The organism is Halobacillus rhizosphaerae (assembly GCF_046719735.1).
Lineage (GTDB): Bacteria > Bacillota > Bacilli > Bacillales > Halobacillaceae > Halobacillus_B > Halobacillus_B rhizosphaerae.
Genome location: NZ_JAUTWQ010000044.1, coordinates 1 through 11,433, shown reverse-complemented (window position 1 = coordinate 11,433; position 11,433 = coordinate 1). Strand labels below are relative to the sequence as shown.

The 11,433-nt window shown below is 42.5% G+C and carries 10 protein-coding genes; all 10 read right to left on the bottom strand.

From position 1 onward, the window contains the following. Positions 1–417: 417 nt before the first annotated feature. The 10 genes from lysS to tilS all read right to left on the bottom strand — a co-directional run bounded on the left by lysS (position 418) and on the right by tilS (position 11,231). A complete protein-coding gene (gene lysS / locus Q7A53_RS21545) occupies positions 418–1,905 on the bottom strand; it encodes a lysine--tRNA ligase (RefSeq protein WP_411791272.1) in 1,488 nt (495 codons plus the stop codon). 308 nt (positions 1,906–2,213) lie between these two features. Beyond that, positions 2,214–2,711: a 2-amino-4-hydroxy-6-hydroxymethyldihydropteridine diphosphokinase gene (folK, locus tag Q7A53_RS21540; RefSeq protein ID WP_411791271.1), complete on the bottom strand. Its 498-nt coding sequence runs from the start codon at positions 2,709–2,711 to the stop codon at positions 2,214–2,216. Next, complete coding sequence (gene folB / locus Q7A53_RS21535; protein WP_411791270.1) at positions 2,711–3,073, bottom strand: dihydroneopterin aldolase; 363 nt, start codon at positions 3,071–3,073, stop codon at positions 2,711–2,713. The genes folK and folB overlap by 1 nt, the downstream gene beginning before the upstream one ends. After that, positions 3,073–3,897 carry a dihydropteroate synthase gene (gene folP, locus Q7A53_RS21530; RefSeq protein WP_411791269.1) on the bottom strand — a complete coding sequence of 275 codons (825 nt, stop codon included), beginning with the start codon at positions 3,895–3,897 and terminating at the stop codon, positions 3,073–3,075. The genes folB and folP overlap by 1 nt, the downstream gene beginning before the upstream one ends. Positions 3,898–4,173: 276 nt before the next feature. Then, complete coding sequence (gene cysK, locus Q7A53_RS21525) at positions 4,174–5,097, bottom strand: cysteine synthase A (protein WP_411791268.1); 924 nt, start codon at positions 5,095–5,097, stop codon at positions 4,174–4,176. A gap of 111 nt (positions 5,098–5,208) precedes the next feature. Beyond that, positions 5,209–6,087, bottom strand: a complete 879-nt coding sequence (gene hslO / locus Q7A53_RS21520; RefSeq protein ID WP_411791267.1) for an Hsp33 family molecular chaperone HslO — start codon at positions 6,085–6,087, stop codon at positions 5,209–5,211. 6 nt (positions 6,088–6,093) lie between these two features. After that, entirely contained in the window at positions 6,094–6,885 is a 792-nt protein-coding gene (locus Q7A53_RS21515; RefSeq protein WP_411791266.1) for a type III pantothenate kinase, read from the bottom strand. A gap of 230 nt (positions 6,886–7,115) precedes the next feature. Next, positions 7,116–9,167 (bottom strand): ATP-dependent zinc metalloprotease FtsH, encoded by a 2,052-nt coding sequence (gene ftsH / locus Q7A53_RS21510; RefSeq protein ID WP_411791265.1) that lies wholly within the window; start codon positions 9,165–9,167, stop codon positions 7,116–7,118. Positions 9,168–9,285: 118 nt separating this feature from the next. Further along, a complete protein-coding gene (gene hpt, locus Q7A53_RS21505; protein ID WP_411791264.1) occupies positions 9,286–9,825 on the bottom strand; it encodes a hypoxanthine phosphoribosyltransferase in 540 nt (179 codons plus the stop codon). 11 nt (positions 9,826–9,836) lie between these two features. Further along, entirely contained in the window at positions 9,837–11,231 is a 1,395-nt protein-coding gene (gene tilS / locus Q7A53_RS21500; RefSeq protein WP_411791263.1) for a tRNA lysidine(34) synthetase TilS, read from the bottom strand. Positions 11,232–11,433 lie beyond the last annotated feature (202 nt).

Here is an 11,433-nt window from a genome sequence, read left to right as displayed (position 1 = left end):
TTCGCCGCTTCAAAACAGCGACTTAATAAATATATCACGGCGACTTGTTTAAGTCAACATTTTTTCGTGATTATTTTATTTTTTCTTTTTTCGTTTGCGCTGTTTTCTTAACGCAACGTTTAATAATTTACCATGGTTCAAAGTTTAACGCAATAGGAAATCAAAATAAAAATATATTCTGACGATTATACAGGGTAAATCACAAATAAAAGGACTGAAATCATGCAGAAGATCCACTAGTATAAAAACAAGAAGTACAGACCGTTTACACAGTTGTCTGCCGGCAGAACGGAAGAGAATGTCCTGCCGAATTTGGTTAATAGGGCATTTCTGCATGGATTGCTAAACAGAGAAAACCCGAACCATAGACATTGGTTCGGGTTTTCAAAGAAATGTATTCTTTTGCTTTGCAGCTTCTTATGAATCTTTATTACGCATTTGCGGAAATAGTAATACATCTCTGATAGAAGGGGAATCAGTCAAGAGCATAACCAAACGGTCTATTCCAATACCTAGTCCGCCTGTCGGTGCCATACCATATTCCAATGACTCCAAGAAGTCTTCATCCATCATATGTGCTTCGTCATTTCCTTCTTCTCGCTCTTTTAATTGAGCTTCAAACCGCTCCCGTTGATCGATTGGGTCATTTAATTCCGAGAAGGCGTTCGCATGTTCTCTACCAACAATGAATAATTCAAATCGATCCGTAAATCGTTCATCTTCAGGGTTTTTCTTTGCTAAAGGGGAAATTTCAATAGGATGTCCATAAACGAACGTAGGCTGAACAAGCTCTTCTTCGACCTTTTGTTCAAAAAATTCATTTACAATATGACCAAATGTCATAGAATCTTGAATTTCAATCCCGTGCTGATCAGCAAGATTTTTCGCTTCTTCGTCACTCATCTCTTTCCAGAAATCCACTCCTGTGTATTCTTTAATAGCATCTACCATATGAAGACGAGTCCACTTCGGTTCTAAATCAATTTCCACATCGTTATAGGTAATTTTAGTAGTGCCTAGCACCTCTTTAGCAATATGGGCAACCATATTTTCAGTTAGTTCCATTACATCGTGGTAATCCGCATAAGCTTCGTAGAGTTCAAGCATCGTGAACTCAGGGTTATGACGAGTTGAAATACCTTCATTACGGAAAACGCGTCCGATTTCATATACTTTTTCCATACCACCGACGATTAATCGTTTTAAGTGGAGTTCGATAGCAATCCGCATGTAGAGAGTCATATCCAGCGCATTATGATGTGTAATAAACGGCCTCGCAGATGCTCCACCAGGAATTCCGTGCATTAAAGGAGTTTCCACTTCAAGAAAACCAAGGTCATCTAAATACCTGCGCATCGATTGAATAATTTTACTCCTGGTAACAAAAGTATCTCGACTTTCTGGATTTGTAATTAAATCTAAATAACGTTGACGGTAACGCTGCTCAACATCCTGTAAACCATGAAATTTCTCAGGAAGAGGACGAAGTGATTTGGACAGCATTTGGAACTCGTCCGCTTTTACTGACAGCTCGCCTACATTTGTCTTAAACATGATTCCAGTAATGCCGACGATATCACCCAGGTCAGCAGATTTGAATAGTTCATATGCTTCTTCACCAATTCGATCCTTACGAATATATAATTGAATTTGACCGCTTAAATCTTGAATATGAGCAAATCCGGCTTTTCCTTTACCGCGTTTCGTCATAATACGTCCAGCTACCGTAGTAGGGATCTGCTTTTCTTCGAGCTCCTCTTTACTGAAGGTATCATACTCTTCTTTAAGGTCTTCAGCCAGGTGGGTGCGCTCAAATTTACTTCCGAACGGGTCCAATCCCTGTTCACGATATGCATTCAGCTTCTCCAGCCTCACCCGCATATGATCATTGAGTTCTTCCGACATTGTCATCACTCCATCCATTTCAAGTGTAAAGTCCATCCGCTTCAATAATAAAAACTGCCAGCGAAGAACTGGCAGTATTGCAACTATGATTTAGTATAGAAAAGACCTTAGTAAGTGTCAACGTTCAAGTATCTAGGAATCCTTACTTTTTTCTTCCAGCTCACTTGCATATACACCAAGGATTCTTCAACCTTGATTCACACTATTCTTCTTAGGAAATCGCATCCTGGCCATGACGTTAATCCTTTCCGATGCCATGAAGCACGCTAACCCCTCTTGATAATGCCTATTGCATGAACGCAGCTAAATTATAAACGTCCCCAGATCCGAATCCCTGCCTTCTCTGCTTCAGGCATGCTCTCGAGCACCTCTTGAGCATTCCGATTTATAGAAGATAGACGGACTTGTCCATTCAATTCAGCGAGAGGAACCATCACAAACGCTCTTTCGTGCATATGAGGATGCGGAATCCTCAGCCTCTCCACTTCGATGTTTTCGTCATTATAAAGCAGGATGTCAAGATCGATTGTACGCGGTCCCCATTTCACCACTCTTTTTCTGCCTAATTCCTCTTCGATAGACTGGCACACATCTAACAGCTGATAAGGAGACAATAACGTCTCCACTTCAACCACCATATTCAGAAATTCATTTTGGTCTGTATAGCCAACAGGATCCGTTTCATAAACTGAGGATCGTTTGGTAATAGTTATTTCTCCCTTGCCTTCTAATAAATTTAGAGCGTTGGAGAGATAAACTTCTCTTTCATCGATATTTGAGCCTAGCGCAACATAAGCGGTTACCATTATAACCGGCTCCTATGAATATCAATGGCTACAGATTGATAATGCCCTGGAATCGGCGGGTCCGGTTTGGTTACTTTTACACGGCAGGCATCTAAGCGCTCAAACTGTTTAAGTAACTTATCCGCTAAGGACTGGGCTACTGTCTCTACTAATTTCTTCGCTTCACCTTCCACCACTGCCCTGGTTACTTCATAAACTGCACCATAATCAATCGATTTCGTCATATCATCAGTTGCCGCTGCAGGATGGAGATCTAGTTCTAGTTCTAGATCTACGTTAAATCGCTGCCCAAGTTTATTCTCTTCAGGAAATAAACCGTGATAGCCCCAGAATTGCATTTGATTTAAATAGATTTTATCCATTACTTCCGCCTCCCTATCATGGCATCCATCATTTTCGTCATTCTCACTATCGGTTTTACATCGTGAACTCGAACCATATGCACGCCTTGAGAAATTCCATAACATACCGTGGCCCCTGTTCCTTCCATTCTTTCTTCTGGAGGAAGGTCAAGCGTTAATCCAATAAATGATTTCCTTGAGCTCCCCAGTAAAACGGGGTAACCCAATTGGTTAAGCTGATGAAGATTTCTCATCACGATTAAATTATCTGCAGGGGTCTTTGCAAAGCCAATCCCTGGATCTAAGATAATCTGCTCCTCTTTTACTCCTGCTGCTTTCGCGATGCGGATACTTTCTTGTAAGTCTTCCTTCATATTTTCCATGAGGGAGGAGTAGTTCCGATCAGGGCGATTATGCATGAGGATAAGCGGAGCGTCATAATTGGCAGCCACCTCAGCAATTTTCGGTTCCTTTTTAGCGCCCCACACATCGTTAATTATGGAAGCACCTGCTTCAAGTGCTTGCTTAGCAACCTCCGCTTTATAAGTATCTATTGAAATGGGAATCGAAACTTCTCTATTAACTGCTTGAATTACAGGTAAAACTCTTTCCAGTTCCTCCTCCTCGGTTAGAGGACGATGGCCAGGTCTTGTAGACTCCCCTCCAATGTCAATGATATGCGCGCCTTCCGCTTGCATCGTTCTAGCTCGCTGGACAGCCGCCTCTGCATCATTAAATTTCCCGCCATCTGAAAATGAATCTGGAGTGATATTTAATATTCCCATAACCAGCGTTTGTTCAGAAAGATTATAGGTTTTAGGTTTTGTCGTTATGGTAAATTCCATCAAGCATTCCTCACTTAAAAAGTCATTTCTCTCTATTTTACAATAGTTTGAGCAAAAATCCTAAGGGAGCAGAGGACAATTATTCCCCCCAAAAAAACTGCCTGTGCAGCTCGCTAATCACGACAAGAGTAAGACAAATGCTAATGGTGGTTTGAGACGCTCTTCTCTGGCCTCGGATGCAGCCTCGCATCGCAGATAATCTGCGGTACCTCCTTACAATGAAAACTCAACAAAAAAAGCTGCGCTCTTTAACAGAACGCAGCTTTTTTATACTCTCTATTCTTCAAATTGATAAAGTGGAGTTGACAGGTAGCGTTCTCCATTACTTGGAATAACCGCTACTACTTTTTTCCCTTTGCCTAATTTCTTGGCTACTTGTTTAGCTACGTGAATCGCAGCTCCTGAGGAAACACCGCCAAGAATCCCATCTTTGCGAGCAGCTTCTCGTGCGGCAGCGTACGAGTCTTCCGTAGAAACTTGATGGACTTCATCATAAATAGTTGTATCCAGGATGCCAGGGACGAATCCTGCGCCGATTCCTTGAATCTTATGCGGTCCAGGGGCGCCTCCAGAAAGTACTGGAGATCCTTCTGGCTCAATAGCATGGATTTTCAAGTTAGGATACTTTTTCTTAAGGACTTTGCCTGCGCCAGTAATGGTACCACCTGTTCCAATTCCAGCTACAAACGCATCGAGCTGATCGCCCATTTGCTCTACAATTTCAGGACCAGTCGTCCGTTCGTGCACAGCAGGATTGGCTTCATTATTAAATTGCTGAGGCATAAAGTAACCATGCTTCTCCTGCAGTTCAGCCGCTTTCTTAATTGCACCCTTCATACCGTCACTTCCAGGAGTCAGCACGAGCTCTGCCCCATAAGCTTTCAACAGGTTGCGTCGTTCCTGACTCATCGTATCCGGCATAACCAGAATAGATTTATACCCTTTTGCTGCAGCAACCATAGCTAAGCCAATACCAGTGTTTCCGCTGGTAGGCTCAATAATAGTATCGCCTTCTTTAAGTTCATTTGCCTTCTCTGCAGCTTCAATCATAGACAAAGCAATTCTGTCTTTTACCGAACTTCCGGGATTCATGTATTCGAGTTTCAGATAAATATCAGCACTGTTTTCGTCAGCACTGCCGTTCAGTTTTACCATTGGAGTTTGACCAACTAATTCGCTTACGTTATTTGCAATTTTCATGAACTCACTCCTAAAACCAAGTATTTAAATAGGATTTAATTCTAATGTACGGAAGTCATGAGCAGTTGTCAAACATTTCAATCTATTTATCAATTAAAAACTAATTTATATTTATGCTTCATTTGATTGAAGTTCTTGTAAATCCTTCACTTCAAATTGATAATCTTGATTACAGAAGTGACATTTCGCTTCTGCCCCTTGGTCTTCATCAATCATACGCTGAATTTCTTCATCTCCAAGACTGGCAATAGCCGTTTCCACTCGCTCTCTTGAACAGTGACATTTAAATTGCACCGGCATCGTATCAAGGACCTTCACATTCTCTTCTCCTAATAACGTGGAAAGAATTTGTTCAGGTGTCTTCCCGTCACGGACCATCGAAGAGATCGGCGGCATTTGGGATAACCTCTGTTCAATCGTGGCAGTAGCCTCTTCCTCTGCGCCCGGCATCATTTGAATGATAAAACCTCCTGCCGCAAGGATTGAATAATCCGTATCGACCAGGACGCCGGCGCCAACTGCGGAAGGGACCTGCTCAGAATTAGCAAAATAATAAGTTAAATCTTCACTGATTTCTCCAGATACGATAGGAACCTGACCGGTGAAATGATCTTTCATTCCCAGATCTTTCACAACGCTCACGGTACCGCTTGTTCCTACCGCTTTCGCTACGTCCAGTTTCCCATTTTCATTCAAGTCAAAATCAACGTGAGGATTCTTAATGTAACCACGAACTTCACCGTGCGAAGTTACGTCAGCTATTATGGCTCCCGCGGGTCCGTCACCTTCGACTTTAATAGTCAGTTTGTCTTCCCCTTTCAGCATAGCTCCCATCATAGAACCAATAGTTAATGTACGGCCTAAAGCTGCAGAAGTCGTCGCCCACGTATCTTGTCTGCGCCTAGCCTCTTCGACAGTCGCTGTGGATTGAACGGCATAAGCTCTAACTTGGCCATTAAATGCAGTTGCACGCACTAAATAGTCGGACATCGTAAATCATTCTCCTTTAAAAACTGGTTTATCTTTATTATTTTTATAAATTTCATGCAGACCTTTTAACGTTAGGTAAGGATCCACTTTATCAATTGTTCTGGACTGGTCGGCGATTAAAGAGGCTAATCCTCCTGTTGCGATCACTGTAGGAACTTCAGATGCAGTTTCCTTCATGCGGCGTACGACTTCATCTACCTGGCCGACATAGCCAAAGAACACACCGGATTGCATCGCTTCTACTGTGCTCTGTCCTACGACGTGCTCCGGACTCTTAATTTCAATTTTAGGAAGTTTTGCAGCTTTAGCATATAACGCCTCCATGGAAATATTAATTCCAGGCGCGATCGCTCCACCTACATATTCTTCACTTTCATTCACATAGCAATAGGTCGTAGCTGTACCAAAATCAATGATGATCAGCGGACCTCCGTATTCTTTGATCGCTCCTACCGCATTAACGATGCGATCGGCACCAATCTCATCAGGAGAAGGGTATCTCATGGCAAGACCGTGCTTCACCCCTTCATCTCCAATAATCATTGGCTTTATATTAAAATAAATTTGAGACATTCTTTCAAGAGCAAACATAATCGGCGGCACAACCGAGGATATAATAACGCCATCAATATCTTTGAAAGATAAACCTTCATGCTCAAATAGAGATTTAATCAGCATTCCGAATTCATCTTCTGTTTTGTGACGATCGGTTTTAATTCTCCAATGAAACTTTAACGAATCTTCTTCAAAAACACCAAGTACAGTATTTGTATTCCCAACATCAAGTACAAAATTCATAGGGCGTCCTCCATTTTCGTTTCTTTCGGCTACCATCATATCACAAATCCCCTGTTACTTTCTTTTAAATGGACAAACCAAAAAGCCAGAAAAACGCCTGTAATCAAGGAGGTTATCCAGCCGGTTTCAACTTGTTCCCTGTCTGTGGAAGTATGGGAAATATAATTTATATTATAAACCAAAAGAAAAGCCACATCACCCTATAAGGGTTGATGTGGCAGAATCATTAATTACGTGCGGGGCGTATCATCGTCAGAATCGTTCCGCTCTTCTTCAGAAGCAGAAGGTTCGTCTTCTTTAGTTGAGTCAGAGTCAGATTCCTTGATTTCCTCATCCTTAGACAGGATATTCAAACGCGCACTATCCTTGCTCTCATTATCATGAGTGGAGGAAGTATTATTCTTAATCTTCGCATTGTGTTCACGAGCAATCACTTCAAGTTCCTCTGTACTTGGGAGACGGCCTTTATCAAATAGTGAGCGAATTTGCGTAGCATCAAGAGTTTCAACATCCAGCAGCGTTTTCGCAATTAACTCTAGTTTAGCTTTATTATCCGTTAGAATCGTTTTCGCACGATCATAGCAGTGGTTAATAAAGTTCTGTACTTCTTTATCAATATCGTAAGCAATTTGATCACTGTAATTCTGTTCATTTTGGATATCGCGGCCAAGGAAGACCTGTCCGCCTTGATTAGATCCAAACTGAAGCGGTCCGAGCTTCTCACTCATTCCATATTCAGTAACCATTTTACGAGCAATGCTTGTAGCACGTTGGAAGTCATTATGAGCACCTGTACTTGCTTCGCCAAACATAATTTCCTCAGCTACTCGTCCACCCAGAAGCCCGGTGATTTTATCAAACAATTCAGGCTTGGTCATAAAGTAGCGGTCTTCACGTGGAAGCATAACAGCATATCCGCCAGCTTGACCACGCGGTACGATGGTAACTTTGTGCACCATGTCAGCGTCATCAAGAACCATACCAATAACCGTGTGTCCACTTTCATGGTGGGCAACAATATTACGTTCTTTCTGTGAAATAACACGGCTTTTCTTAGCTGGACCTGCAATTACACGATCAATCGCTTCATCAACATCTTCCATGTCAACTCTAGTCTTATCACTGCGGGCAGCCACTAGTGCTGCTTCGTTGAGTAAGTTTTCAAGATCCGCTCCGGAGAATCCCGGTGTGCGTAATGCAATCGTTTTTAAATCGACATTTTCTTCTAAAGGCTTATTCTTAGCATGAACAGCAAGAACAGCTTCCCGACCCTTAACATCTGGACGGTCGACTGTAATTTGTCTGTCAAAACGGCCCGGACGAAGCAGGGCAGGGTCTAAGATATCAGGGCGGTTGGTTGCAGCAATGATAATTATTCCTTCATTCACACCAAATCCGTCCATCTCAACTAGCAGCTGATTGAGGGTCTGCTCACGTTCATCGTGGCCCCCGCCAAGTCCAGCTCCACGCTGGCGGCCAACTGCGTCAATTTCATCAATAAAGATAATGCCTGGTGCATTCTTTTTCGCATTTTCGAATAAATCACGAACACGGGAAGCACCGACACCTACAAACATTTCCACGAAATCTGAACCACTGATGGAGAAGAATGGAACGCCTGCTTCCCCAGCGACAGCACGTGCAAGCAATGTTTTACCAGTACCCGGCGGTCCTACAAGAAGAACACCTTTCGGGATCCGAGCTCCGACGGCTGAGAATTTCCGTGGATCTTTCAAGAAGTCCACAACCTCAACGAGCTCTTGTTTCTCCTCATCCGCTCCGGCAACGTCTTTAAAACGAACCTTCTTCTTATCTTCACTATACATTTTAGCCTTGCTCTTACCAAAGTTCATAACACGACTTCCGCCGCCCTGAGCCTGATTAAGCAAGAAGAAGAATAGTATAAAGATAATTACGAACGGAATGATGGATGTTAGAAAGGTCACCCATGCGCTCGGCTGTTCCTCTTCTTCAACAGAAAGGATACTTTGCTTCTGCGCCTTATCCGTTACGTTAGCGATGACTTGATCGTTTGCTGGCAGTTTAGCTGTAAATGACCCTTTACCTTCTTCACTGCCTTCAAGTGTACCTGTGACCCGCATCACCCCATTGACAGGCTGAATGGTCATCTTTTCAATTTGACCGTTATTTAATTTATCGTAAAAATCGTTCACATTTAACGTTTGCTGTGGCTCACCTTGACCTCTAAATAGACCGACGACGCCGATAACTACGAGGAAGATAAGTAAATAAAATATAGTATTACGAAATATCCGGTTCATTGCCTACCTCCTCCCAAGCGAGAAAAACTATACTAAATAGTATCATACGAAAAACTTCCTTCACAACTAATTACCCTTATACCTTAACATTTGATGGACACGAAGTTTACTCATCTGCTTAGCCACCGTACACCTCTGGTTTAAGAACCCCGATGTAAGGAAGATTACGGTACTTCTCGTTGTAATCTAAACCAAAACCGACTACAAATTCGTCCGGCACTTCGAAACCGATCGTATCTGCTTTAATGCTGGATGCGCGGCCTGCCGGCTTATCAAGCAGCGTAACAATTTTAATGGATCTAGCTTTGCGGTACTTAAATAAATCTACCAAATAGCTTAACGTAAGTCCGCTGTCAATGATATCTTCAATGATTAAGATGTCTCTGCCTTCGACCTGTGTATCTAAGTCTTTAACAATTTTAACCTCACCTGAAGATTTCATTCCTCCATTGTAGCTGGATACATCCATAAAATCCATTTCAAGGTGTGTTTCTACCCTTTTTAACACATCTGACATAAAAGGCATCGCACCCTTTAATACTCCAATCGCCAACGGAAAACGGTCCTGGTACTCCTCCGTCAGCTGCGCCCCAATTTCTTTGCACTTTGCTTGAATTTCTTCTTCAGAAATTAAGACTTCTTTGATCTCGTTGTGCATGCTTGCTCCTCCTACGTGTCTGCTTTATTTTTATATCGCAATCGAAGCCACGTACCAGAATGCTCTCCAGTACATGTCCCACCCTTTTTCAAACCAATCAGCCAGAGAACCCGGCCGCTGTTATCCGTCACCAGTGGCCACGTCTTGCGAAGCTGTGCAGGAATTTTTTGATCAATAAAAATATCTTTTACTTTTTTTGATCCATTCATTCCTTTCAAAAGAATCCGGTCTCCAGGTTGGCGGGTACGAACAATTAAAGGAAGCTTTACGTGATAGGCATCACAAATAAATTCATAGCGGCCCTCACCATTTGATTCCCCGCACCTTTCCAGGGTGAGTTCACACCCATCCGGCAGCTTCAAAGTTTCTCCAATATCGATCCGCTCATTAAAGCTTTGATTTTCGTCAAGAAGTTCAAACGAAAATTTCACGTGATCATACGCACGAATCACCTTAAGTCCCTGAGGCAGATTCAATTCAGCGTTCGATTTCTGACCCTTCAATAGGTCCACGAACATTTCCTCGTGTAAATAGGAAATTTCCTCCGTTTGGTTATCATACAGATAGTTCAATATTAGATGAAAGGCACTCCTTTGTAAAGCAAACGGAAAGGTTTTAAACCTTTGGATTGAAAATTGAACAGATTTCCCTTTTTCATCAGAGAAATGCATGATTTTCAATACAGCTTCTGCCTGCTTTCTTATGTATAATTGATCCTCTCTTGCCCTCTCGCTCATCGCCTGCATATGTAGATGAATTTTAGGGTTCTGGTCTTTTAGCAACGGCATAATCTCTTTACGAAATGAATTTCTCGTGTAATTCGTTTCTTGATTCGAAGCGTCTTCTTTATAGGAAATGTCATGCTTAGAGCAATACTCCAAGATTTCCTGTTTGGAAACAGATAAAAACGGCCTGATAATCATGCCTGTTGAAAATGGACGGCAGAGTGGTATGCCTTGAAGAGCTTCAGGGCGAGCACTTCGCACCATCTGCATGAGCAGAGTCTCCGCCTGATCATCCCCATGGTGCCCTAACGCCAGAACGTTCCCGGAGACCTCTTTCATAACCTTAGCTAAAAAGTTATACCTGAGAATTCGGGCTGCTTCCTGCGTGCCTAAGTGATTCTGTTGTTTATACGTTTTCACATCCACAGAAGTTCCATGAAATTCAATATTTAATTTTTTGGCTGCCTGTTTTACATGCTGGAGGTCTTCGAGAGAATCCTCTCCTCTTAATTCATGATCCACTGACGCCGCAATAAGATTCAGCTGCCATTCTGTTTTTTTTGAATGCAGATAATGCAAAAGAGCCATAGAATCCGGCCCTCCAGAAACTGCGATTACTACTGTTTGACAGGGTTTTATGAGCTGATGCTTCTGCACAAACGAGTCGACCGAATAATTCATGAAAGGTCACTCCTGTTTCGCTTAAACTTCCTACTTGTTATCCTCTTCCATCCTACCATTGTAGGAACTCATTCTGCAAAATATAACTTACAGCCACCCGCTCCAAATGGATAACCCGTACATCACCCCCGCAATGATTGAAACTGCCGTCAGCTCTCCCCATTCCATAGACTCCCGTTTCTTCCGGAGCTGCGACCGCTTC

What these genes read in the sequence shown, in the direction of transcription:
- lysS (WP_411791272.1), bottom strand. Translation starts at nt 1,905, where the DNA reads ATGTCGGAAGAACTCAATGATCATATGCGGGTGAGGCTGGAGAAGCTG.
- folK (WP_411791271.1), bottom strand. Translation starts at nt 2,711, where the DNA reads ATGGTAACCGCTTATGTTGCGCTAGGCTCAAATATCGATGAAAGAGAA.
- folB (WP_411791270.1), bottom strand. Translation starts at nt 3,073, where the DNA reads ATGGATAAAATCTATTTAAATCAAATGCAATTCTGGGGCTATCACGGT.
- folP (WP_411791269.1), bottom strand. Translation starts at nt 3,897, where the DNA reads ATGGAATTTACCATAACGACAAAACCTAAAACCTATAATCTTTCTGAA.
- cysK (WP_411791268.1), bottom strand. Translation starts at nt 5,097, where the DNA reads ATGAAAATTGCAAATAACGTAAGCGAATTAGTTGGTCAAACTCCAATG.
- hslO (WP_411791267.1), bottom strand. Translation starts at nt 6,087, where the DNA reads ATGTCCGACTATTTAGTGCGTGCAACTGCATTTAATGGCCAAGTTAGA.
- Q7A53_RS21515 (WP_411791266.1), bottom strand. Translation starts at nt 6,885, where the DNA reads ATGAATTTTGTACTTGATGTTGGGAATACAAATACTGTACTTGGTGTT.
- ftsH (WP_411791265.1), bottom strand. Translation starts at nt 9,167, where the DNA reads ATGAACCGGATATTTCGTAATACTATATTTTATTTACTTATCTTCCTC.
- hpt (WP_411791264.1), bottom strand. Translation starts at nt 9,825, where the DNA reads ATGCACAACGAGATCAAAGAAGTCTTAATTTCTGAAGAAGAAATTCAA.
- tilS (WP_411791263.1), bottom strand. Translation starts at nt 11,231, where the DNA reads ATGAATTATTCGGTCGACTCGTTTGTGCAGAAGCATCAGCTCATAAAA.